Raw genomic sequence first — 23,250 nt, forward strand, 5'->3', positions numbered from 1 at the left:
GGATGCTCCCCCGCCTCTTTTGTTCCTTCAGCATGTATCTGAGCCACAGCGATACTTCTTTCTCCCACCAGAGCTAAGTTACGTTACCGTAAGTCTACTGAGGGGAGTAAAGAGCTTCAAGGAAAAGGAGAATCTAATCCTCTTCGCCAGAATCCATCCCATCTACGAGCCACATGGTTTCCATTAACGCATGGGTAAAGCCCGATCTCCATCATCGACCCTTGTAGGAGTATATTTATTCATTGGAATTCCGTTCGGATTGCGCAGTCTCCCACGAGCATGAGGAAGCAAATAACCTGAAATGTTAAAAGTTCGGAATGACATGAAAATTCCTCCGCTAGGGCCTGCCTGGGCGGGAGCACTCATGGGACTATCGATCTCCTCATCCCTCATCGATACGCACTTAAGCCCGGTGATTGGGCGCCTCCCTGCCGAAATCATGCTCGGCGTGGCGACTCTTGTCTTCTTGGCGCTCACGGCGGGATTCATTAAGTACCGAAATCCAGGTTTTCATTCCGACGACATGCCTGCATGGGGCATGGTTTCCATGGGCATCCTTGCCTTGGGCAGCGCCTACTCCCTCATCTTTGATGCCTGGTCAATTCACGCTGTGTGTTGGGCCGTGGGAACCGTCCTCAGCGTGATTACCTGCTTAAAGTATGTAAAGTATCTTCTCTTCAATCATCCCACTAATCCCGCCTTTGCCTTAGGGCTTCCGCTGGTGGCACCTATGGTTTCCGCCACTGCTTCGGCACAGCTGGCAACGCACGCTGGCGAGTGGAGCTCGGTCATCCACGGCATCGGCGTGTTCTGCTTCGTCTTGGCTTGGGTTACGGGAATGCCGATATTCGCCTTCGTTTACCGGCGTACTTTCCCCAAGGTTCCCATTAACTTCGCCGCCACCGCTTGGATTCCACTGGGGTTGGTCGGCCAGTCCACCGCGGCAGCACAGCTACTCGCCGGTGACCAATGGCATTTCCGCGCCATGATCTATGGTGTAGTGATGCTGAGCTTCGGCGTGCCGCTGTCGGTCTATGCCATCGCCAAGCATTGGGGTACCGCTCTTGGAAACACCCCAATGTCTTTTAACCCCAGCTGGTGGGCCAGCACCTTCCCCGTGGGCACCTGCTGCCTCGGCACTCACACCCTGTCCACGCAGCCCGCGGCGCTGGCGTGGGGCCTGGGCTGGATGGATACTGTCAGCGCCGCCTTGCTTGTTTTGCTTCTCCTCCACGTCACTTGGGCTGCTTTTGGAGCCGTCAAAACCGCTTCCGAGCACTTCAAGGTCAGTCAAGTAAGCCACGCATAACCCCAGGGGTTTCGGGAGCCTAAGAAGCTTGCGGATCGTGCTCGGCGAAGAATTGGGGCATCGCCTGGAGCAAGTGCTGATTCCACACTCCATGGGCGCTGAGGGCGGATGCGTGGTCAGCGTGTGGGCGCACGTACTCGCTCAGGTCGATGTTCTTTTCATGCGCTATGCGGCGAAAGTCGTCATAGCTTTCCGGCGGGACGAGGCGATCGTTGTCACTGCGGACAATCTTGATGGGCGGCATGTCCGAAGTAAGGTGCGTAGCCGAGGTAACGAAATCCGCGCGGTCTGGATATTCCTCCGGCGTTCCACCCAGGTATTTCTGCACGGTATCGCGGGAGCCCTGCGCGGCATAGGGATCGTCAGAATCATAGATGTGGCGGACATCGAGGGCCGGTGAATCCACATACACGGCGCGGGGAACGGCCGGCGTGCCGGGGCAATCGGCGGAAGGCAGCTGATTGGGGTGCGCGGCGGCATCGGCAGTCGCATTCAGCACCAACTGGCCGCCGGCGGATTCGCCGTACATAAAGAAGCGCTCCGGGTCGCCGTCATAATCCACTGCGTGGGCGTGGGCCCAATTCATCGCGCATCCCACCTGCCCCGCTGCCACCTTCCACGTGGGCTGATCCCAGCTGGACAGCGTGTAATCGATAGATAATACGAGGTAGCCGCGTTGCGCCATCTGCCGCATATTGAACGCCTGGGAGTGCTTGTTCATCTGATCCCAGCCGCCGCCGTGGACATACATCATGACGGGGTGGGTGCCGCCATCATTGGGCTTATAAATATCCATATCCAGGTCCTCGCCGTGGAAAGAATCGTAGGCCACCGTGTGATCAGGACCCTCGTCGGTGCTTTCTACACCAGCCCAACTCAACGCAGCGCGAATATCTACGTCGGTCCCCTGCTCCTTCGCGGCGTGAATCTGCGTCCCAAAAAGCGCTATGCCTGCAATGAACGCAACCGCCGCAAACGCGCCTGGCACGTAGAAGCTGCGGGAGCCGAACCTTCCTAGCACCGCAAGGACTAGGAGAAATAGGGAAAAGATAACAACCGGACCGACATACTGCGGGCCGATGAGCGCACCCGCGCCCCAATAGGGAATATGCGGCGTAAACGGCGCCACCGCAAGCCACAGTGCGAGGAAAGCGACAAGCGCAAGCGGGACGGACAGCAACCGGGCAACGATCTTCATACCGGCAACGTTAGTCCTCGTTTCTGGGAATTCGTGGTGGTGATTGCAGCTCCAGTGGGCGCATTTTCTTCTATGCCGTTTCACTGCACTCTGCGGCTAACGAGAGTCTCTAAAACTCCTTGTCTCCACACCAGTGCCCGCGCTGATGAAGAAGCGATCTCGGAACTCTTCATTATCTTCGTCAGCCCCTGCTTCTTCCCAACACGCAGCCAAAAGATCGTTACCAGAATTGAATCCATAGGCTGCTGACACTGGTTCAAGCCGCTTTGCCAAGCTCTTTAATCGAACGCCTTCTTTTCGCAAGGAGTCTACGACGAGAGTCGCCAAATAATTGAATTCCATTATTTGGGAGGCCAGGTCCTCCACCGTCTTTTCTACTGAGGTTACGAGCAATCCGTCGATATTTTCTATATCCCCGACCCCTATTTCACGATCGTCATAAATGTGGATATCATTCTGACTGGTTTGTTTCCGCAAAGAAGCCGAGAAAGTCTGTGTATTCGGAATCAAATCACCAATGCTATGGATAAGTGCTGCGGACTCATGAGACACAACGATCTTATTGTCGGCTTCTATACGTTCTACCGCAAATAGATTTGGTTCAAGGGATATCCAAGCTTCCCTGACATCCGTTAATGGACCAAGCTGAACTGAGGGAAGAAGGTAGATGCCTCTGCGTGCGCGCGTTAGGATCTCGCTCCCTGCCAAGCGATTTATGTGGAGGCGAGAAATACCTTCGCGTTGAGCCTGAGCCGTAGTGATAATGCCCCACTGATTTGCCGCTAAGGATTCTAGCCACGCCAGAATTTCTACAGCTTTCATTTCGGCACCGAACCCCTCTACCCTTGGCCTCTTTCTTTACTTGTATCAACCAGAGGGATACAAGTAAAGACGGATTGAGTACCTACGTTGCACAGGCTTGAAAGCAAAAAGCCCGGCTTAAAGCCAGGCTTGAGCTAGGCGATGCTAGAGGCCGGCTTACCCCACAACAGAATTAGCGCCCACGACGGCGTAGCCGAAGAGCTCACGCAAGGTGGAGAACCATGCCTCAACCAGCTGGGAGATGGCCACGGATTCGCTGCCTAAGGAAAGCGCCTCGGTTTCAGAAGTCTCACCCACGATGGCCGCGATGGAGGCATCCTCGTCCACGGCGGAGAGATCGAGGCCGAGGCCGGCGGCATCGGCAAGCGCATTCAGCACCGCCTGACCGCCGCGGACATACACCATCACTGAGTGGGTGCCACCATCATCGGGCGGAGAGCAGCCGGGCAACGATCTTCAAGTCCTCGGTTCCGGAGGTGCGTGGTGGCGGATTTAGTGGAGAAAAGCCGCCTACTAACTCGCCTTTTTGAAGGAAAGGCGGCGGTCCCGCAGAGGCAGGGCGTCCTTCCGGCTTAGCTCCGCGATACACAGTGCGATGACAAAACCCACCAAGACGATCAACGAGGACCACGACAACCACATATCAGAATCTGCCTTGGCCAGTGGTGGGAAGAAGAAGAGCCCCAAGACCGGCACAACATAAATGATACGATTCTGCCCGCGGGCCAGAACGCCTAGCAGTGGCAATACGGCACACAAGACGTAATGGTCCCACAAGATATTGGCGGTAGCCGTAAGAACCGTAAAGATGCCGACGGCAGCAATGCGCCACGGCTCCTGTGACCGCAAAGCGGTAACAATAACCAGCGCAATCAATGCCAGGGCTACAAAAGGCGGAATAAGGCTGGCAGCCAGTGAAGGATCATGGACGATGGTGACAAGAATGCTGTCATCTTCAACGCGGTTGGTACTCAATTGGGAAGCAATCGATCCGTTGACAGGAGCGACCATTATTGCCGCCTTGATGTCCTGAAGGGTATCCCACCACGAGGTAAACACGTTCCAGCCAGAAACGACGATTGAGTAGAGCACAGCAACGGCTCCTGTCCCGAGTGCTACCACTCCCGTTTTGCGCGCCCGCGGGAAAACCACGCAGATGAGCACGAGGATAATGGGGGTTAGCTTCACTGCAGATACAAGTCCTAGTGCAATTCCCGCGCGCACTGGGTGCACGCGAGCAGCAGCAAGGCCGTAGGCAACTCCCGCAAAAATCAGCGGGCTCGTCTGGCCAAGTAGCAACGATGATTGAAAAGCTACCGATGCCCAGCCCAAGAGGATTCCAAAAAGCAAGGCCATGGTTGGTATCTCTTCTTCAAACCACAAGAACCAGGCGGAGACTATCAGCACCACCAACGCCCAACCGGAAGCAATCGCGAGCAATATCACGGAGACATCAAAACTCATGACCCGCACGACCAAGCTCATCACATCCGCGAGAAATGGGATGTGAACATAAGGGTGCGGGAACTCAGTGACATCAGAGTGGGCGATGGTGTCTAACCACACATCACCACGTGGCAGTGCGAAATCGCGTTCATCGATTCTATATAAATGCTCCCGATTTCCATCGCGAACGAGCAATCCAGCAATCCATAGCGCACCCCAGTCACCGTAATTCAGTTTTCCGGCAGAAATTACGGCAACCACGAGGCCAAACACCAACCCAATACAATGGTGATACCACCGCAGCACTGTTGATGCGGGCGCGGAGGCTTGATGGCGGGAATGCGCGCTCATGGGACTCCTAATATAAAAATTTCGATTCGAGACAGAGAGAAAGGGCGATGCTCATTGGGCAACGGCCCCGATCACCGAAGATAGTCTAAATGCTCCTCAAGCCCGGCCAAAGCCGGGCTTGAGCTAAGCGGTGACAGGGGCTGGCTTACTCCACAACGGAGTTGGCACCCACGGCGTGACCGAAGAGGTCAGGCAAGGTGGCAGACCATGCCTCAACCAGCTGGGAGATGGCCACGGATTCGCCGCCCAGGGTAAGGGCACCGGTTTCGGTGGTCTCGCCCACGATGGCCGCGGGGATGCCGAGCTCTGCCGCACGGGCAAGCACCTTATCGGCGCGGTCAGCGGTGGTGGCCACGAGCGCGCGGGAAGCGGACTCGGAGAAGGCCGCGGTGAAGGCGTCCTCGTGCACGGCGGTGAGATCGAGGTCGAGGCCGAGGCCGGCGGCATCGGCAAGCGCACCGGCGCGCTTGGCCATCTCAAAGGCGGCGACGGCAAGGCCACCCTCGGAGACATCGTGTGCGGCGGTGAGCAGATCGTTGCCGTGGAAGAAGTCCGCGAGGCGCTTCTCATTGGCCATGTCCACCTGGGGTGGCAGGCCGTTGAGGTTGTCCTTGTCGGCGCCCTCGGCGCTCACCAGCTGCCAGATGGAACCGCCGAACTCATCCTTGGTCTCGCCCAAGGCGATGAGGACTTCCTTCTCATTGACGGTGCCCAGGTTATTGCCAATGGCCTGGTGCACATCGTCGATAACGCCAAGCACGCCTACGACCGGGGTGGGCAGGATGGGCTCGGAGCCGGTCTGGTTGTAGAAGGAGACGTTGCCGCCGGAGACGGGGATGGACAGTTCCACGGCGGCATCGGCAAGCCCATGCACGGATTCGCGGAATTGCCACATCACGTCCGGGTTTTCCGGCGAACCGTAGTTCAGGCAATTGGTAATCGCGACGGGCTTGGCGCCGGTGACCGCGACGTTGCGGTAGGCCTCCGCCAGGGCCAGGCGCGCGCCCATGTTCGGGTCCAGCTTGGTGTAGCGGCCAGAAGCATCGGCGGAAACGGCGACGCCGCGGCCGGTCTCCTCATCGATGCGCAGCACGCCCGCGTCCGCGTGATGGGACTGGACGGTATTGCCGCGCACGTAGCGGTCGTACTGATTCATGATGAAATCGCGCGAGCACAGCGAAGGCGAAGAGACGAGCTTCTGCAGGGATTCCACCAGGCCGCGCTTGTCCGTGCCCTGGTATTTCTGCAGCTCATCCTGCCACTCGGGGCGGGCGTAAGGGCGCTCGTAGACGGGCGCTTCATCCGCGATGGTGCCAGCCGGCGCATCGACCACGACCTCGCCCTGGTGGCGAATGACCAGGTGGTCACCCTCACTAACCTCACCGATTTCGGCACAGGTGACCTCCCAGTGCTCACAGATTTCGCGGAACTTCTCCACGTTTTCCGGTGCCACGACGGCGCACATGCGCTCCTGGGACTCGGAGGCGAGGATTTCCGCGGCGGTCATGTTTTCCGCGCGCAGCGGCACGGCATCGAGGTTGACCTCCATGCCGCCATCGCCGGACGCGGCCAGCTCAGAGGTGGCGCACGCCAGGCCGGCGCCGCCCAAGTCCTGGATGCCCACCACAACACCGGCGTGGTAGAGGTCCAGGCAGCATTCGATAAGCACCTTTTCCGCGAAGGGGTCGCCCACCTGCACGGCAGGAAGCTTGCGCTCCGCGCCGTCTTCAAAGGTATCGGAGGCCAGCACGGATACGCCGCCGATGCCATCCAGGCCGGTGCGGGAACCGAAGAGCATGACCTTATTGCCAGTGCCGGAGGCGAAGGCGAGCTTGAGGTCATCGACCTTGAGCGTGCCCACACACAGGGCATTGACCAGCGGGTTTCCCGCATAGGTTTCATCAAAGACGGTTTCTCCGCCAATATTGGGCAGGCCCAAGGAGTTGCCGTAGCCGCCCACGCCGGAGACGACGCCGGGTAGCACGCGCTTGGTATCGGGGGCATCGGCAGGCCCAAAGCGCAGCTGATCCATCACGGCAATCGGGCGCGCACCCATGGCCATGATGTCGCGGACGATGCCGCCCACGCCGGTGGCCGCGCCTTGGTAGGGCTCCACGTAGGAGGGGTGGTTGTGCGATTCCACGCGGAAGGTCACCGCATTGCCATCGCCGATGTCCACCACGCCGGCGTTTTCACCAATGCCGGCGAGGATCTTCTCCCCCATCTCCTCCGTCATGGTCTCACCAAAGTAGCGCAGGTGCGTCTTGGAAGACTTATAGGAGCAGTGCTCGGACCACATCACGGAGTACATGGTCAGCTCCGCGTCGGTGGGGCGCCGGCCCAGAATATCGTGGATGCGCTGGTATTCGTCATCCTTCAGGCCGAGCTCAACGTACGGCTGCTGCTCATCCGGGGTGGACTGCGCCTTGTCTACGGTGTCATTAGAAACGGTCATGTAGGTGGCCTCCTTAAACCGCCGGCGCTTCCGCGACGGCCTTGATGGCGGATACGAATAGTCCCAATCCGTCGGTGGATGGGCCGGTCAGCGGGTCAATGGCGTGCTCTGGGTGCGGCATGAGGCCCACAATCCGGCCGGTCTCATCGCTTACCCCAGCAATGCCATTGATGGAGCCGTTGTAATTATCGGTATAGCGGAAGACCACGCGGCCTTCGCCCTCGATGCGAGCGATATCGTCATCGCCTGCCTGGAAGCGGCCCTCACCGTGCTTGGCGGGCACCAAAATCTTTTGACCCTTTTCAAACTCGCTGGTCCAGGCCGTGGTGGAGTGCTCCACCTCCAGGTAAGTATCGGTGCAATGAAAATGCAGGCCCTTATTCCGGGTCAATGCGCCCGGTAAGAGGCCTGCTTCAGTCAAGATTTGGAAACCATTGCAAATGCCGAGCACCGGCATTCCCGCCTTGGCGCGGTCGATGACGCTGCGCATGACGGGGGCGAGCGCCGAAATAGCGCCCGAGCGCAGGTAGTCACCATAGGAAAAACCGCCCGGCACGACTACCGCGTCCACGCCGTGCAGATCAGCATCTGCGTGCCAGAGGTTAATGACCTCGGCGCCGGCGGTGCGGGCCGCGCGGGCGGCATCCACATCATCCAGGGTGCCGGGGAAGGTGATTACTCCGATTTTTGCGGTCACTTACTTGACCTCCAGCTGCGTAACCTCGTAGTCCTCGATGACGGTATTAGCCAGCAGCGTTTCTGCCACCTTATCCAGTTCCTCTGCGGTAACGGAATCATCTACCTCGAGTTCGAAGCGCTTTCCTTGGCGCACATCGCTGACACCGGATACTCCGATGCGACCCAATGCGCGGACGACAGCTTGGCCCTGCGGATCCAAAATTTCCGCCTTGGGCATGACATTGACAACTACACGAGCCATGAAATTTTTGCCTTACTGTATGGGGCTTAGGTCTGCTCGATTCAGTGTAGTCATACCCCCGCCCAATCCCTAGATATACCCCCACTGCAGGGTTTTCACCCCGGTAAAGCAAACTCCGCGTAAATTACCACCAACAGGAAAACGAATTTTGCGCGGCACCCAGGTTTCACCGCCTGCTCGCGCGAAACTCACCCATTTCCACCCCAGGTACACCGATTGTTCAGCGAGTAAAAATAAAAGGCGTCCATGACAACTTTCTCTATGATTAAGGTGACTTCTATGGCTCTTCGCCGCCTTGGCAGGGTAGCCCTCGCTGCCAGTTTCTCCACCCTCTCCCTATCCGTCGCGGTGCCTACCGCCTTGGCCACTCCGGATAATTCCGCCGCGGTCATCTCTGAAGTCTACGGCGGTGGCGGAAATAAGGGTGCGAGCTTTTCCAATGATTTCATCGAGCTTTATAACCCCACCGATTCCGCAATCGACCTCACCGGCTGGTCCGTGGAGTACTTTGCCTCCAACGGCAGTAGCGGCGGCAAGATAACCCTGTCTGGCACCATTGCTCCCCACGGTTACTACCTTGTACAAGGTGCGGCCGGCAATGGCCAGGCCCAGGCTCTTCCCGCCCCAGATGCAGAAGGCAAAGTAAATATGTCCGGCACGAAGGGCTCGGTGCAGCTTGCCGATGCCACCGGCAACACCATTGACCTCGTCGGTTACGGCGCCGCCTCCAAGTTTGAAGGCGCTGCCACCGGTGCGCTATCCAATGACACCTCTGCTTCCCGCAACGCGGCGGGCGCCGATACCGATGACAACTCCGCAGACTTCACCATCGGTGCACCGTCTCCTACCAACTCTGGCAACGAGTCCCCGGCCCCGCAGCCGGGTGGCTCCGATAATTCCGCAGGTTCTGAGAATCTTCCCGCGCCCGAAGGCATAACCCCGATTGCGGAAATCCAAGGCCCCGGCGATACCTCCCCGCTCGAGGGCCAAAACGTTGCTACCCAGGGCGTTGTCACCGGCGTGTGGAGCGAGGGCGGCCTGAACGGCTTTACCATCCAGACTGGCGGTACCGGCCAAGAGGCCACCGATGCCTCCCAGGCGCTATTTGTCCACATGGGTAAAAAGGGCGCCGATAAATACCCCAGCATCGGCGATTCCGTCGAGGTCACCGGCCAAGTCTCCGAGTACTACGGAGCCACCCAGGTCACCGCTTCTGCCCTCAAGCAGCTCGATACCCCGTTGGAAGAGGTCACCCCGCTCGCGGTGGACGAGCTTCCGCAAGGCGACGGTGCCCGCGAGCCCTTTGAACACATGCTCATCCAGCCCGGTAAGCACACCGTGACCAATAACTACTCGCTCAACCAATACGGCGAGGTCGGCCTCGCCCCAGGCGATGAGGCCTTCCGCCAGCCTTCCGATGTCCACTTGCCTTCCACCGAGCCCGATTCCGAGCTGCAAAAACTGGCCAAGGATAATGCGGAAAAGCTCGTCACCTTAGATGATGGCCGCACCCGCGATTATTTAAAGACCGATAAGGACACCCCGCTGCCCTATATCGCCCAAGATGGCGGCAAGACCATCAAATCCCTGCGCACCACCGATACCGTGGAATTCCAGCATCCGGTCATCGTGGGCTACTCCCACGATCAGTGGCGCTTCCAGCCCACCGAGCCGGTCACCGGTGAAACCGCCGGCGCCGATCTCCCCATCTCCTGGGAAGAATCCCGCGATGCAGAGCTGCACGCCGTTGATGACGTCAAGGGCGAATACACCATCGGCGCCTTCAACGTGCTGAACTACTTCACCTCCTTGGGCGAGAAATTCGGCGGCAGCGCCTATACCGACCGCGCGGGCAATAAGGTCACCGTCAACCGCGGCAAGACCCGCGGCGCCTATACCGAATCCGCCTTAGAGGACCAAGAGCGCAAGATCGTCGCGGCCATCAATGGCCTGGATGCCGATGTCATTGGCCTTTCCGAAATCGAAGATGGCTACGCGGTTACCGGGGACTTTGACCAGCGCGATAAGGCGCTGAAACGCCTGACCGAAAAACTCAACGAGGCCGCGGGCTCCGAAAAGTGGGCCTTCGTTCCCTCCCCGTCCAAGGAACAAGTCCCTGAGCGCCCCGATGTCATCCGCACCGCGTTTATCTACCACAAGGACGTGGTCAAGCCCGTAGGCGAATCCCGCATCTTCCAGGATCCCCGCTTTTCCGGCACCGCCCGCGAGCCGCTGGCCCAGGAATTCCAACCGATCAATAGCGACGACGAGTCCTTCGTCGCCGTGGCCAACCACTTCAAGTCCAAGGGCTCGGTGGCCAAGGGCGATGAGGATTCCGGCGATGGCCAGGGCAATAACCCCAACGTCCGCAATGCCCAGGCCCAGGCCGTGCTCGATGCCCTGCACAAGCAGGACGATTGGAAGGATAAGCCGCTTTTCGCCCTGGGTGATTTCAATACCTACACCCACGAAACCGCGCTCGATGTCTTCCGCAACGATGGCTTCACCGTGCCTGCGGAAAAGTACGGCGCCGATACCTCTTACCAGTTCGGCGGCTTGCTCGGCACCCTAGACCACGTCCTGGCCAATGAGGTTGCTTCGGGCGCGCTTGACGATGCCCAAGTGTGGAACATCAACGCCGACGAACCCGTCGCCTTTGAGTACTCCCGCCGCAACTACAACGCCGTGGATTTCTACGACGATTCCCCGTTCCGCGCCTCCGACCACGACCCTGTCAAGGTCGGTTTCACCCTGGGTGAGGATGAATCCACCGACGACGGCGATCAGGGCAACGATGCCAACCAAGACGACAATACCGATGGCCCAGGCTTCGGGTTCGGCTCTAGCTCACTTGGCACCGGCGCCATTATCGGCTTCGCCATCCTAGGTGGCCTGCTCGCCATCCCCGGCTTCATGGCGGCCACCGGCAACCTGCAGAAGATCATCCCCGCTGGCATCTGGGGCATGCTCCCGCAGCAGGCGAAGGATTTCATCACTCGCCTGAATAAGTAGGCTCCGCTTACTCGTACAGGCCCATCTCGTCAGAGAGCACTGCGAGCTCGTCAGCCGCAGCACGCTGCTTAAGGTCTCTCTGGCGTTTAAAGTCCTGCACGCTGGAGGCATACAGATGGCGGTAGGCGCCTTCTGTATGCCCCTTCAAGGTTCCCTCATCCATGAGCTCGATGACACGCGGCCGAGAGACATTCAGGAGGTCTGCCGCCTGTTGCGTTGTTAGTTCATCTGTTCGTTTCATGCCACCAACTATAAAACCTCCGCCGGACTAATGCGGAAGGTAAATGCTGTAATCAGCGGGAGTAGCGCCCCCGTCAAGGGCACGGCGAGCTGCCTTCACAAAGTCCTTACTGACCTTGCGATCATCCAGGTTGCGGGCGGATATGGAAAGGCGCACGGTATTGCCGCGCTGGGCGGAGCGCTCTGCCGCGCGGATGATGTTCTTGCGCCACCACTTGGCAGAACCAAAGCCCTCACCAAAAGAAAGGTTGCGGGCTTGGTGGAATTTCCCGGTCGGTACCTCCAGGATGCCGCGGGTAGAAGCCGCCGCCTCAAAGGGGAATTTGGGCAGGACCTGCAATGTTCCAGGAGACATGCGCCAGCGCGGGGGCGCAAAGATGGTGGGTTCGAAACCAATTTGCGCCATCTGCCGGGTCGCACCGGCTAGGCGCAGCTTCGCCTCGTGGGAATTGAGATTGGCAAACTCCGCGCGGCGGCCTTGGACTGCTTGGTCAAAGCCATTGAGGATAAGCGGACGACCCGCGGCCGCTTGGTCCTTGAGCCACTGTTGGGTGTCCTTGTCCTTGGCCAAGTGCCAATTGCCATCAATATGCGGGGCGATAAGCAGCGAGACGGGGATTTCCTCCCGGTCCAGAACCGACAGGAAGCTTGTAGCCTGCTTCCGAGTGTCCTCAAAAATACTGGAGATAGAAACCAGAAGGTGGCTAGTCATAGCTCAAATTATTGCACAGTACCGCCAGATCCGCGCGCTGGCCAGAACGCTGGCCAGCGCGCGACTGTGCGGCGCGTTTACTCCGTAAGACCGGTGGCCTTATTGATGGTCCAGGCGTATTCGAAGGCGTTTTGGCGCCACTTATCGTAGCGACCGGATACGCCACCGTGCCCGGCGGCCATCTCCGTCTTAAGCAGGAACTCGCCGCCGGTGGCGGTAGCGCGCAGCTGAGCGATCCACTTTGCCGGTTCCACATACAGCACGCGGGTATCGTTCAGCGAGGTGATAGCCAAGATGTCCGGATAGTCTTTGGCCTCGACATTCTCGTAGGGCGAGTAGGACTTCATGTAGTCGTAGTACTCAGGATCGTGGTACGGATCGCCCCACTCTTCCCACTCGGGAACGGTAAGGGGAAGCTCCGGCATGAGCATCGAGGTCAACGGATCCACGAAGGGGACGACGGCTTGGATGGCGGTAAAGCGGTCAGGCGCCATATTGGCCACGGCGCCCATAAGCATGCCGCCGGCGGACCCGCCTTCGGCCACCATTTGGTCCGGGGTGGTCACGCGGCGCTCGATGAGGTCATCAGCCACAGCGATGAAATCGGTGAAGGTGTTTTTCTTCTGCAGCATCTTGCCGTCGTCGTACCACTGACGGCCCATCTCGCCGCCGCCGCGCACGTGGGCAACCGCATAAATCATGCCGCGGTCCATGAGCGATAGCCGGGTCGCGGAGAAGTACGGGTCCATGCTGGCCTCGTAGGAGCCGTAGCCATACAGCAGCGTCGGATTGGGTTTGGTGCGGTCCAAGTCAGAACGGTGCACCACGGAGACTGGGATCTTGGTGCCATCGCTGGCGGTCGACCAGATGCGGTAGGCCACGTAATCATCCGGAACATAGCCGCCGGGGACTTCCTGTTCCTTTAGCAGCGTGTACTCGCCGGTATCCACGCGGTAATCAAAAAGCTGCGCGGGCTGGATATAGGACACGTAGTTCACGCGGACTACCGGCGCGTCCCATTCCGGGTTGCCGTCCACGGCGACGGTAAAGAGTTCCTCGTTGAAGTTGAGTTCTTCGAATTCCCCGAAGTCATCGCCAACGCGCATGATGGCGGCGCGGCCGATGCCACCGCGGCGGTAGCCCACCACCATGTGGTCGCGGTAGGTGTCCACGCCCTCGATTCGGGTGGTGTCATCGTGTGCCAAAAGCTCCGGCAGTTCGCGCAGGGCGGGAAGATCCTCATCGACCTTGGCATAGCCCACCGCGAAGTTCGGGCCGGTGGCATTGTGGGTGACAATCCAGTAGTCTTCGCCGCCCACCACGGCATGGTCTACGTCGTAGTCAACGCCGGTCTCGCGCGTCCACAGCGGGCGGAATTCGCCTTCTGGGTTGTCCGTATCTAGCACCCAGGCTTCCGAGGTAATCTTCGACCCCACCCCAATGAAGAGGTATTTATCGGAGCGGGCACTGCCGATGCCCACGTTAAAGTGCTCATCCTCCTCATGGAAGACGCGCACATCCGCGGATTGCTCGGTGCCTACCTTATGGCGCCACACCGCATCCGGGCGCCAGGCATCATCCACCGTGGAGTAAAAGATATAGCCGTCGCCTGCCCAGGTAGCGCCGTAGAAAATGCCGGTGAGGTGATCGTCCAGCAGCTCTCCGGTATCGAGGTCCTTAATGGACAGTTCAAAGCGCTCATCGCCAGCGAAGTCCACGGAATAGGCCAAGTAGCGGCCGGAATCTGAGATGGAGGCCGCACCAAGGGCGAAGAAGTCCCTTCCCTCTGCCAGGGCATTGGCGTCCAAGATAATTTCTTCGCCTTCTGGGCTTCCTTCTTCCGGAATCACCGGTGCGGTCCAGGGATCGCTGCCTTCTTCTACCGGGATGCGGCAGGAATAGCCGTAGTTCTTGCCCTCCTCGGAGCGGCCGTAGTACCAGTACTTACCGCGGCGGGCTGGCACGGACATATCGGTTTGTTTAATGCGGGATTTAATCTCTTGGAAGATATTCTCCGTCATCGCATCCAAGTGCCCGGTATGCGCCGCCGTGTAATCGTTTTCGGCATTGAGGTAATCCAGGGTTTCCTGCGATTGCTTATCGCGTAGCCACTCGTAATTATCCACGAATTCGCGGCCGTGAAATTCGCGCTTTACGGGGTGGACTGGGGCTACCGGTGCGGTCGTCTTTTCATCACTCATGCCCTACCACTGTACGCGTCACCGGTTATGCCCCAGCGGCGGGCAACAGCCGTGGGCAACCAGCTAACGCGCGGTTGCCCTATCCGGCCTAGACCGGCCTGGGCGGCTAGGAACGCGGCGCAAGGAAGTCCGCGAAGCGCTCACCCGATAGCTTTTCGTAGGCCTCGATATAGCGCAGGCGGGTGGCGGAAACGACGTCATCGGGAAGCGCGGGCGGGGTGGTCTCAGAGGACTTATCCCAGCCGGAGGCATCAGAAGTCAGCCAATCGCGCACGTACTGCTTATCAAAGGAGGGCTGGACCTCGCCTTCCACGTAGGAATCTGCGGGCCAGTAGCGGGAGGAATCGGGGGTGAGGACTTCATCGGCAAGCACGAGCGTGCCATCCGCATCGAGGCCGAACTCGAATTTGGTATCGGCCAAGATGATGCCCTTCTCCTCCGCCAGCTGGGCTGCCTTGGCGTAAATGCGCAAGGCAGCCGCGCGTAGCTCCTCGGAGCGCTCGCGGCCGAGCTTATCTGCCACGTGTTCGAAAGAGACGTTCTCATCGTGATCGCCCTGCTCCGCCTTCGTAGCAGGGGTGAAAATGGGTTCGGGCAGGCGGGAGGCCTCGACAAGGCCTGCGGGCAGCTCGATGCCACAGACGGTGCCGTCTGCCTGGTATTCCTTCAAGCCGGAGCCGGTAAGGAAACCGCGCGCCACGCACTCGAAGGGCAGCATGTCTAGCTTCTTGACCACCATGGCGCGACCCAAGCATTCTTCCGGAATGCGCTCATCATCGAGGGGCCCGGCGAGGTGGTTGGGAAAGTCGATGGCATCGAAGAAGAACTTCGAGGTAGCCGTGAGAACTCGGCCCTTATCAGGGATGGCCGGTTCCAAGGCAAAGTCGTAGGCGGAGATGCGGTCAGAGACCACCATCAGCAGGGTGGTGTCATCCACATCGTAAATATCGCGGACTTTACCGGAGGCTACATGGGTATAAGAAGAAAGCTCAGGACGCATGGTCTTCATCATAACGCGCGGGCGTGCGCGGGAACGTAAGCCCGCGCACAGCGCTAAAGGATTTCGCCCGGTGTATAAGCCGCGGCCTTGGGGTGCTCGCCCACAAGGGCCTTGATGCGGTTTAGGACCTGGGAGACTTGGGATTCGGCGGCGCCGATGAAGGCGTGCTTATCCTCGAGGACCCTTTCGAGCTCGGCCTCGTCCATGGGCAGGCGGTCATCTGCGGCAAGGCGCTGGACCAAGTCCTGGTTGCCGCCGTTTTCGCGCATATTCAGGGCCACGGCCACGGCGTTTTCCTTGATGACCTCGTGGGCGGTCTCGCGGCCCACCCCGGCGCGCACCGCCGCCATGAGGATGCGGGTGGTGGCGAGGAAGGGCAGGTAGCGCTCCAGCTCGCGGTCGATCATGGCGGGGAAGGCTCCGAATTCATCGAGCACGGTAAGGAAGGTTTCGAATTGGCCGTCGATGGCAAAGAAGGCATCGGGAAGCGCCACGCGTCGCACCACCGAGCAGGAGACATCGCCCTCGTTCCACTGGCTGCCGGCGAGGTCTGCGGCCATGGTGAGGTAGCCACGCAGGATGACCTGCAGGCCGGTCACGCGCTCGCAGGAGCGGGCGTTCATCTTATGCGGCATGGCGGACGAGCCCACCTGGCCTTCCTTGAAGCCCTCGGTGACGGTCTCGTTGCCGGCCATCAGGCGGATGGTGGTGGCAAGCGATGCCGGGGCGGTGCCCAGGGAGACGAGGCAGGAGATGGCATCGAAATCCAGCGAGCGCGGGTACACCTGGCCCACGGAGTTGAAGATGCGGCGGAAGCCCAGGTAATCCGCAATATTGGTCTCTAGGGAGGCGAGCTTATCCTCGGAACCGCCCATGAGATCCAGCATGTCCTGCGAGGTACCCATGGGGCCCTTGATGCCGCGCAGCGGGTAGTGCGACAGCAGGTCTTCCACGCGCTCGATGGCCAGCAGCATTTCATCGCCGGCGGTGGCAAAGCGCTTGCCCAGCGTGGTGGCCTGCGCGGCCACGTTGTGCGAGCGCCCGGCCATGACCAGGGATTGGTACTCGGCGGCGTGGCGGCCGATGCGCGAGACCACGGCGATGGCCTTATCCCGGATGATTTCCAGCGAGGTGTGGATCTGCAGCTGCTCCACGTTCTCGGTGAGATCGCGGCTGGTCATGCCCTTGTGGATGTGCTCGTAGCCGGCCAGCGCATTGAATTCTTCGATGCGGGCCTTCACATCGTGGCGGGTGACGCGCTCGCGCTCAGCAATGGATTCGAGGTTCACGTCCTCGATAACGGCTTCATACGCGCTAATGGCCTTGGCGGGGATGTCCACGCCCAGGTTCTTCTGGGCGTGCATCACGGCGATCCACAGCTTGCGCTCGAGGATGATTTTATGCTCCGCGCTCCAAATATTGGCAAGCTCCGCAGAAGCATAACGGGAGGACAGGACGTTGGGGATATTCTTCTTCTCAGCCACGTGGCTTATTATTCCATGCCTGCCCTCCCCCGTGGCTACTTGCTAGATAGAAATTTCACCGGCTGCCGCACGCTTGCCGATGTCCCCACGGACAAACCCTCCCGCAAATTCAATGCCCTGAGCGGTGGCGTAGGCATTCTCGCGCGCGGCATCTAGCGTGTCTCCCTTGCCCAGCACGTTGAGCACGCGGCCACCATTGCTTTGGAATACCCCATTGGAGCGTTTCGTGCCGGCGTGCAGCACGCGCTCTGGATCCTCGAGGCCCTCGCCCGTGATGGCATCGCCCTTGCGGGGCGAGGCGGGGTATCCCTCGGCTGCCATGACCACGGTGATGGCATAGCCATCTTCCCACTGAAGGGGCTCGAGTTCTGCCAGCGTGCCGGTGGCAGTGGCGTTGAGCGCTTGCGCCAGCGGGGACTGTAGGAGCGAGAGCACCGCTTGGGTTTCTGGGTCACCAAAGCGACAGTTAAATTCCACCACCGCTGGGCCCTCGTCGCCCCAAGCTAGCCCGGCATAGAGCAGGCCGGAATAGGGGGTGCCGCGGCGCACCATTTCCTTGGCAACCGGGGTACATACCTCGTCGACGATGCGCTGCACGTCGTCCTTGCCCAGCCACGGCAGCGGTGTGTACGCGCCCATGCCGCCGGTATTGGGGCCTTCGTCGTTATCGTAGGCGCGCTTGTGGTCCTGGGCGGGCAACAGCGGCACGACGGTCTCGCCATCGACAAGGCAAAATAGCGATACCTCGGGGCCGTCGAGGAACGATTCCAAGAGCACCGGATTGCCGGCGCCTAAGACCGCATCTACATGCGCGCGGGCGGCGGCGCGCTCGCCGGTGACTACCACGCCCTTGCCACCTGCCAGCCCATCATCTTTGACCACGAACTGCGGGCCAAAATTATCCAGCGCGGCCTCAATATCGGTATCGCTAGCGCCTGGGCGCAGCTGCTCCGCGCGGGCCGTCTTGACCCCAGCGGCTTCCATGACTTCCTTGGCAAAGGCCTTGGAGCCTTCAATTTGGGCCGCGTCCTTATTCGGCCCAAAGACGGCGATGCCTGCTGCGCGCAGCGCATCCGCCACGCCGGCGACCAGCGGCACCTCAGGGCCGATGACCACGAGCTCGGCAGCGATCTCCCGGGCCAGTTCCACCATGCGTTCTGGATCATCTACCTGGGAGTATTCCGGGTGCAGGGTAGCCAGCGGTTCCATGGCCGCGCTGCCGGGCGCGACGTGGATCTCCGTAGCCTGTGGATCAGCGTGCAGTCCTTTCACGAGGGCGTGTTCACGGCCGCCCGAGCCAATTACGAGAATGCGCATGCCCACTATCATAGCTGGGGGTAGCCTGGCAGCTATGGCTTCTGTATTTAGCAAAATCATCACTGGTGACCTACCCGCCCGCTTTGTCTACCGCGATAAGACCTGCGTGGCATTTCTCTCCATCGAGCCGCTGCGCTACGGCCACACCCTGGTCGTGCCCGTAGAGGAAGTGGATAAGTGGACCGACCTGGATCCGCAGACCTGGGCGCACCTGAACGAGGTGGCCCTGGAAATCGGTGAGGCCATCAAGAACGCGTACGACACCCCGCGCACCGGTTACGTCATCGCCGGCTTCGATGTGCCGCACACCCACATCCACCTCTTCCCCACCGAGAAGATGGAAGAGTACGACTTTTCCAAGGCCTATGCCGCCGAGGACACCGACGATGCCGCCATGGATGAGGCGGCCGCGCGCATCCGCCAGCACCTAGGCACCAACGAGGATGGCTACCGCGAGGACTAATCCTCTGGTTCCTCCAGCGCGGGCAGGCGCACCGTAAAGGTGGTGCCCTGGCCCAACTTGGAGTCCACGCTGATGCTGCCGCCGTGCTGTTCCACCAAGGAATGCACGATGGCAAGGCCCAAACCGGATCCGCCGGTATCGCGCGTGCGCGAGGAATCCGCGCGGTAGAAGCGCTCGAAGATGTGGGCGGCGTCCTCGGACGACATTCCCTTGCCGTCATCGATGACATCCACAAGGATGTCCTTGTTGTCGCGGCGCAACTGCAGGGTGACCGTGGCATCCTCGCCGCCGTGGCGCAGCCCATTGGTAATCAAGTTGAGCAGAACTTGGTGGAGGCGGTCTGCATCGCCATTGACCACGGGGATGGACTGCGCATTATTGACCACCTTGACCTCGCGCTCGGGGAAGGCAGCGCGCGCGGACGATCCCACCGAAAGGGAAAGTTCCAGAAGGTCCACCGGCCGCAGGTCTAGACGCGTTCCTTCCGCGCGGGTAAGCGCAAGCAGATCCTCTACCAGCAGCGACATGCGCTTGGATTCCTTATCGATCTTGGAAAAGACCAGATCGACATCGTTTGTCGCCCCGGAGCGATAGAGCTCCGTGTAACCGCGCAGGCTGGTCAGCGGGGTGCGCAGTTCGTGGGAGGCATCGCCGACAAAGCGGCGCATCTGTTCCTCTTTTTCCTGCGCCGTAACGACCGAGCGCTGCAGGTGGCCCAGCATGATATTGAGCGCGGCGGCCAATTGGCCAACCTCCGTATGCAGCGGCCATTCAGGCACGCGCTTGTCCAGATCGCCGGCCGCGATTTCCGATGCCGTCGATTCCACCACCCGCAGCGGCCGCAACGCCCTACGGATAAACCAGAAGCCCACGCCGGCCATGGCTGCCAAGGCAATCGCTGCAATGGATACCTGCACCATGGCAAGGCCGTGCAGGATCTCCTTTTCATGGGTCATGTCCTTGGCAATGACGGTGATAACGCCATTGGAATCCGCAAAGGCCAGCGCGCGCCACTTGGTGTTATTTTCAATCGAGCCCACCGTCGTGGGGTACCCGCCCAAGGGAACGCCCTCCACGTCCGGGGTGGTGGACGTGGGCCCCGAATAGCGAATGGTGCCATCCGGAAGGTAATTGAGCACCACGTATTCCGTGGGCGGGCGCTTGGTGTGATCACCTAAAAAGAAGTCATTGCCCACATCGCGTGCCCAGGAAGACGACGCTGAGCGCAGTTCGCTATCGACGTTGTTATACAGCACGTTGCGCATGATCGAGTTCACGGCAAAGGACGAACCCGTCAACCCGAGGCCGGAGATGACCACGAGGAGAACCACAAGCCAGGTGCGCAGGGGCATCGCCTGCGGAATCTGCTTGATGTAGTCGCGCTTGGAGCGCTTCTTTTTCTTTCCCTGCCCCTGCTGTGGCAGCTGATCCAGCTGCTCATGCCACTTCTTTGGCGGCTGCTGCGGCTGCTGGGGCTGGGACTGCGCGGTCCTTCCCGCAGCGGGGTTCTCCTGTGAATCTGCCATTATAAAACGTCAGTTTAGGATCGCGGGGTGCGCAGCACATAGCCAACGCCGCGCACGGTGTGGATAAGCTGCGTATCGCCGGTATCGATCTTGCGGCGCAGGTAAGAAATATAGGATTCCACGACGTTGCCATCGCCGCCGAAGTCATAGTGCCAGACGTTGTCCAGGATCTTGGACTTGGAGAGCACCACTTCCTTGTTTTGCATGAGGTAGCGCAGGAGGTTGAATTCCGTGGGAGAAAGCTCAATGAGCTCGCCGCCCTTGGTGACCTCGTGGGTATCGTCATTCAAGGTCAGATCGGCATAGCTCATGGTGGCGTCGTTAGAAGACTCCTCGGCGGCACCGCCGCGGCGCATGATCACGCGCAGGCGGGTGATGACCTCTTCGAGGCTAAAGGGTTTGGTGACGTAATCATCTGCGCCGATGGTCAGGCCGTGAATGCGCTGATCCACGCCGTCCTTGGCGGTCAGGTACAGCACTGGGCCATCCAGGCCTTCCTGGCGCAGCTTGCCCAAGAGCTCAAAACCGTCCATTCCCGGCATCATGACGTCCAAAATGTAGGCATCCGGGTTGACCTCGCGCGCCACGCGCAGGGCCTCATTGCCCGAGTTGGCGCTGTAGACCTCAAAATTTTGGAACTTCAACGATACCGTCAAAAGCTCCACGATATTCAGCTCGTCATCAACGACGAGGACTTTGGCAAGTTTATTGTCTTCCATGCGTCCTGTAGCTCCTATTACTTCCTGTCATCTGCACACCTGCGTGCGTGCAAGCTTCACTAAACCATCATGGCAAACCCAGTTTCTAGCCTACTGATAAGTTTCTGACTGAAACCTGTGAAAGCAAAAAAGCCACGCTTCCCCTTCCCAACCGTGGAACGGAATCCGCGGTAAGAAAAAGGAAGCGTGGCTAGCGCGCTATTTGGCAGTTATAGCTTAGAAGTCCTGCGGGCGCGGGATATTGCGCAGGTTGGACTTGGCCATGGACAGCATGGAGCCCACGCCGCCGCCGAAGACGGTGCGGGTAGCGGCCTTGGAGAAGCCCAGGAGCTGATCGAAGGTCAGCGTCGGTGGCAGGGACAGGGCGTTGGGGTCAGTGACGACATCGATAAGCGCAGGGCCGTTATAAGCCAAGGCCTTCTTGATCTGCTTCGGAGCCTGCTTCGGATCCTCGATTCGGAAGGTCTTGATGCCGGCGGCTTCTGCGATCTTGGAAAAGTCCACGGACTCGTGGTCGGTCTCGTGCTCTGGGATGCCGCCTACCAGCATCTCCAGCTTGACCATGCCCAGCGAGGAGTTATTGAACACGAACATCTTGACCGGCAGCTGGTGCAGCTTGACCGTCAGCAGCTCGCCCATGAGCATGGACAGCCCGCCGTCGCCAGAGAAGGTAATGACTTGGCGGCCAGGATTAGCCTGCTGCGCGCCGATGGCCTGCGGCAGGGCGTTTGCCATGGTGCCGTGGCGGAAGGAGCCGATCTGCTCGCGCTTGCCATTCGGGGTGATGTAGCGCGCGCCCCAAACGTTGCACATGCCGGTATCGACGGTGAAGATGGCGTCATCGTCGGCCTCTTGGTCAATGAGATCCGCAATGTACTCGGGGTGGATCGGGGTGTGCTTTTCCACGTTGGAGGTATAAGCCTCCACGACGTGCTCCAGCTTGTCGTAGTGCTTCTTCAGCATCTTATCCAAGAAGGAGCGGTCCTTCTTCTCCTCCACGTGCGGCAGGATGTTGTCGATGGTGGCGGCAACGTCACCGGTCACGGGGTAGGAGATCTTGGTGCGGCGGCCGATATGGGCACCGTTGATATCCACCTGTGCCACATTGCCCTTAGGCAGGAAGTCGTTATATGGGAAGTCCGTGCCCAAGAGGATCAGCAGGTCTGCCTCATGGGTGGCCTCGTGCGCGGCGCCGTAACCCAAAAGGCCGGACATGCCCACGTCAAACGGGTTATCGTACTGGATGTACATCTTGCCGCCGAGCGCGTGACCGATGGGGGCCTTGACCTTTTCCGCCAGCTGCAGCACCTGCTCACGGGCATTTTTCGCGCCGGCGCCGACAAAGAAGGCGACGGACTCGGCTTCATTGATGGCCTGGGTCAGCGCTGCGGCCTCGGCCGGGTCCGGGTAGACCACGGGGCGGCCGGAGGAGATCTTGGATTCTACGAAGGTGTCATCATCAACCTCTTCGGTAGAAACGTCGCCAGGGATAACCAGCACGGATACGCCGTTGCCGGCCATGGTGGACTGGATGGCGTGGTGGAGCACTACCCCGCCCTGGTCACCGGACATGACCATTTCGCAGTAACCGGAGCACTCCTGGAAGATCTGCTCTGGGTGCGTTTCCTGGAAGAAGTGGGAACCAATCTGGCGGGAAGGAATGTGCGATGCCAGGGCCAGCACCTTGGCGCCATTGCGGTTGGCATCATAAAGGCCCTGGATGAGGTGGGTATTGCCCGGGCCACAGGAGGCCGCGCAAACGGCCAGCTTGCCGGTGGTCAGCGAGTCCGCCTCGGCGGCAAAGGCCGCTGCTTCCTCATTGCGCACGTGGATCCACTCGATGGAGGAGCGGCGCACCGCGTCCACGATCGGGTTGAGGGAGTCTCCCACGAGGCCATAGATGTGCTCGACGCCCTGCTTTTCTAGCGTCTCAACAAGTTGTTCTGCGTAATTGCGTGCCATTAAACATCATCCTTAACTCTTTAACTGTTCTAGTACCACTGTGCTACTAAACGTGCAGGAAAGTCCAGCAATTCCTGCATACTCACACCACCG

19 protein-coding genes are annotated in these 23,250 nt (G+C 59.8%); 3 read left to right on the top strand and 16 right to left on the bottom strand.

What is annotated here, in order from left to right; all coding sequences use genetic code 11:
* Positions 1 to 322: 322 nt before the first annotated feature.
* Positions 323 to 1,309, top strand: coding sequence for a TDT family transporter (locus ABRP84_RS07675; RefSeq protein WP_298693797.1), 987 nt, complete (start codon positions 323 to 325; stop codon positions 1,307 to 1,309).
* Between the two features lie 19 nt (positions 1,310 to 1,328).
* Here ABRP84_RS07675 and ABRP84_RS07680 read toward each other — a convergent pair whose 3' ends face one another.
* From ABRP84_RS07680 to purS, 7 genes are all read right to left on the bottom strand, one after another.
* A complete protein-coding gene (locus tag ABRP84_RS07680) occupies positions 1,329 to 2,507 on the bottom strand; it encodes an alpha/beta hydrolase fold domain-containing protein (RefSeq protein WP_023023846.1) in 1,179 nt (392 codons plus the stop codon).
* A 96-nt stretch (positions 2,508 to 2,603) separates the two neighbouring features.
* Positions 2,604 to 3,329, bottom strand: a complete 726-nt coding sequence (locus ABRP84_RS07685; protein ID WP_023023847.1) for a type IV toxin-antitoxin system AbiEi family antitoxin domain-containing protein — start codon at positions 3,327 to 3,329, stop codon at positions 2,604 to 2,606.
* A 156-nt stretch (positions 3,330 to 3,485) separates the two neighbouring features.
* A complete protein-coding gene (locus tag ABRP84_RS07690) occupies positions 3,486 to 3,737 on the bottom strand; it encodes a hypothetical protein (RefSeq protein WP_156904628.1) in 252 nt (83 codons plus the stop codon).
* Positions 3,738 to 3,842: 105 nt separating this feature from the next.
* Positions 3,843 to 5,126, bottom strand: a complete 1,284-nt coding sequence (locus ABRP84_RS07695; RefSeq protein WP_023023850.1) for a glycosyltransferase family 87 protein — start codon at positions 5,124 to 5,126, stop codon at positions 3,843 to 3,845.
* 145 nt (positions 5,127 to 5,271) lie between these two features.
* Entirely contained in the window at positions 5,272 to 7,581 is a 2,310-nt protein-coding gene (gene purL, locus ABRP84_RS07700) for a phosphoribosylformylglycinamidine synthase subunit PurL (protein WP_023023852.1), read from the bottom strand.
* Between the two features lie 13 nt (positions 7,582 to 7,594).
* Entirely contained in the window at positions 7,595 to 8,278 is a 684-nt protein-coding gene (purQ, locus tag ABRP84_RS07705; RefSeq protein WP_023023855.1) for a phosphoribosylformylglycinamidine synthase subunit PurQ, read from the bottom strand.
* A complete protein-coding gene (gene purS, locus ABRP84_RS07710; protein WP_005279580.1) occupies positions 8,279 to 8,521 on the bottom strand; it encodes a phosphoribosylformylglycinamidine synthase subunit PurS in 243 nt (80 codons plus the stop codon).
* A 279-nt stretch (positions 8,522 to 8,800) separates the two neighbouring features.
* Between purS and ABRP84_RS07715 the strand changes: the two genes are divergently transcribed.
* Entirely contained in the window at positions 8,801 to 11,533 is a 2,733-nt protein-coding gene (locus ABRP84_RS07715) for an ExeM/NucH family extracellular endonuclease (RefSeq protein ID WP_349853242.1), read from the top strand.
* 7 nt (positions 11,534 to 11,540) lie between these two features.
* Here ABRP84_RS07715 and ABRP84_RS07720 read toward each other — a convergent pair whose 3' ends face one another.
* The 6 genes from ABRP84_RS07720 to purD form a co-directional block, all read right to left on the bottom strand.
* On the bottom strand, positions 11,541 to 11,774 hold the full coding sequence (locus tag ABRP84_RS07720) for a helix-turn-helix domain-containing protein (protein ID WP_284629041.1): 234 nt from the start codon (positions 11,772 to 11,774) through the stop codon (positions 11,541 to 11,543).
* 27 nt (positions 11,775 to 11,801) lie between these two features.
* Positions 11,802 to 12,485, bottom strand: coding sequence for a DUF2334 domain-containing protein (locus tag ABRP84_RS07725; RefSeq protein ID WP_349853243.1), 684 nt, complete (start codon positions 12,483 to 12,485; stop codon positions 11,802 to 11,804).
* Between the two features lie 77 nt (positions 12,486 to 12,562).
* Positions 12,563 to 14,686: a S9 family peptidase gene (locus ABRP84_RS07730; protein WP_023023864.1), complete on the bottom strand. Its 2,124-nt coding sequence runs from the start codon at positions 14,684 to 14,686 to the stop codon at positions 12,563 to 12,565.
* Between the two features lie 106 nt (positions 14,687 to 14,792).
* The gene (locus ABRP84_RS07735; RefSeq protein WP_349853244.1) at positions 14,793 to 15,686 is read right to left on the bottom strand and encodes a phosphoribosylaminoimidazolesuccinocarboxamide synthase; all 894 of its coding nucleotides are present in this window, start codon (positions 15,684 to 15,686) and stop codon (positions 14,793 to 14,795) included.
* 53 nt (positions 15,687 to 15,739) lie between these two features.
* On the bottom strand, positions 15,740 to 17,179 hold the full coding sequence (purB, locus tag ABRP84_RS07740) for an adenylosuccinate lyase (RefSeq protein ID WP_198010518.1): 1,440 nt from the start codon (positions 17,177 to 17,179) through the stop codon (positions 15,740 to 15,742).
* 33 nt (positions 17,180 to 17,212) lie between these two features.
* Positions 17,213 to 18,487 carry a phosphoribosylamine--glycine ligase gene (purD, locus tag ABRP84_RS07745; RefSeq protein ID WP_034659601.1) on the bottom strand — a complete coding sequence of 425 codons (1,275 nt, stop codon included), beginning with the start codon at positions 18,485 to 18,487 and terminating at the stop codon, positions 17,213 to 17,215.
* Positions 18,488 to 18,521: 34 nt separating this feature from the next.
* On the opposite strand from purD, the gene ABRP84_RS07750 reads away from it, so the two are divergent.
* Entirely contained in the window at positions 18,522 to 18,950 is a 429-nt protein-coding gene (locus ABRP84_RS07750) for an HIT family protein (RefSeq protein WP_023023872.1), read from the top strand.
* Here ABRP84_RS07750 and ABRP84_RS07755 read toward each other — a convergent pair.
* The 3 genes from ABRP84_RS07755 to ABRP84_RS07765 form a co-directional block, all read right to left on the bottom strand.
* Entirely contained in the window at positions 18,947 to 20,476 is a 1,530-nt protein-coding gene (locus ABRP84_RS07755; RefSeq protein ID WP_023023874.1) for a sensor histidine kinase, read from the bottom strand. The genes ABRP84_RS07750 and ABRP84_RS07755 overlap by 4 nt on opposite strands.
* 14 nt (positions 20,477 to 20,490) lie before the next feature.
* Complete coding sequence (locus ABRP84_RS07760) at positions 20,491 to 21,195, bottom strand: response regulator transcription factor (protein ID WP_349853245.1); 705 nt, start codon at positions 21,193 to 21,195, stop codon at positions 20,491 to 20,493.
* A gap of 216 nt (positions 21,196 to 21,411) precedes the next feature.
* Positions 21,412 to 23,157, bottom strand: a complete 1,746-nt coding sequence (locus tag ABRP84_RS07765; RefSeq protein WP_284771747.1) for a pyruvate dehydrogenase — start codon at positions 23,155 to 23,157, stop codon at positions 21,412 to 21,414.
* Between the last annotated feature and the right edge of the window lie 93 nt (positions 23,158 to 23,250).

The sequence above is a fragment of the Corynebacterium sp. KPL2861 genome (assembly GCF_040225475.1).
Classification (GTDB): domain Bacteria; phylum Actinomycetota; class Actinomycetes; order Mycobacteriales; family Mycobacteriaceae; genus Corynebacterium.

What these genes read in the sequence shown, in the direction of transcription:
- ABRP84_RS07675 (WP_298693797.1), top strand. Translation starts at nt 323, where the DNA reads ATGAAAATTCCTCCGCTAGGGCCTGCCTGGGCGGGAGCACTCATGGGA.
- ABRP84_RS07680 (WP_023023846.1), bottom strand. Translation starts at nt 2,507, where the DNA reads ATGAAGATCGTTGCCCGGTTGCTGTCCGTCCCGCTTGCGCTTGTCGCT.
- ABRP84_RS07685 (WP_023023847.1), bottom strand. Translation starts at nt 3,329, where the DNA reads ATGAAAGCTGTAGAAATTCTGGCGTGGCTAGAATCCTTAGCGGCAAAT.
- ABRP84_RS07695 (WP_023023850.1), bottom strand. Translation starts at nt 5,126, where the DNA reads ATGAGCGCGCATTCCCGCCATCAAGCCTCCGCGCCCGCATCAACAGTG.
- purL (WP_023023852.1), bottom strand. Translation starts at nt 7,581, where the DNA reads ATGACCGTTTCTAATGACACCGTAGACAAGGCGCAGTCCACCCCGGAT.
- purS (WP_005279580.1), bottom strand. Translation starts at nt 8,521, where the DNA reads ATGGCTCGTGTAGTTGTCAATGTCATGCCCAAGGCGGAAATTTTGGAT.
- ABRP84_RS07715 (WP_349853242.1), top strand. Translation starts at nt 8,801, where the DNA reads ATGGCTCTTCGCCGCCTTGGCAGGGTAGCCCTCGCTGCCAGTTTCTCC.
- ABRP84_RS07720 (WP_284629041.1), bottom strand. Translation starts at nt 11,774, where the DNA reads ATGAAACGAACAGATGAACTAACAACGCAACAGGCGGCAGACCTCCTG.
- ABRP84_RS07725 (WP_349853243.1), bottom strand. Translation starts at nt 12,485, where the DNA reads ATGACTAGCCACCTTCTGGTTTCTATCTCCAGTATTTTTGAGGACACT.
- ABRP84_RS07730 (WP_023023864.1), bottom strand. Translation starts at nt 14,686, where the DNA reads ATGAGTGATGAAAAGACGACCGCACCGGTAGCCCCAGTCCACCCCGTA.
- ABRP84_RS07735 (WP_349853244.1), bottom strand. Translation starts at nt 15,686, where the DNA reads ATGCGTCCTGAGCTTTCTTCTTATACCCATGTAGCCTCCGGTAAAGTC.
- purD (WP_034659601.1), bottom strand. Translation starts at nt 18,487, where the DNA reads ATGCGCATTCTCGTAATTGGCTCGGGCGGCCGTGAACACGCCCTCGTG.
- ABRP84_RS07750 (WP_023023872.1), top strand. Translation starts at nt 18,522, where the DNA reads ATGGCTTCTGTATTTAGCAAAATCATCACTGGTGACCTACCCGCCCGC.
- ABRP84_RS07755 (WP_023023874.1), bottom strand. Translation starts at nt 20,476, where the DNA reads ATGGCAGATTCACAGGAGAACCCCGCTGCGGGAAGGACCGCGCAGTCC.
- ABRP84_RS07760 (WP_349853245.1), bottom strand. Translation starts at nt 21,195, where the DNA reads ATGGAAGACAATAAACTTGCCAAAGTCCTCGTCGTTGATGACGAGCTG.
- ABRP84_RS07765 (WP_284771747.1), bottom strand. Translation starts at nt 23,157, where the DNA reads ATGGCACGCAATTACGCAGAACAACTTGTTGAGACGCTAGAAAAGCAG.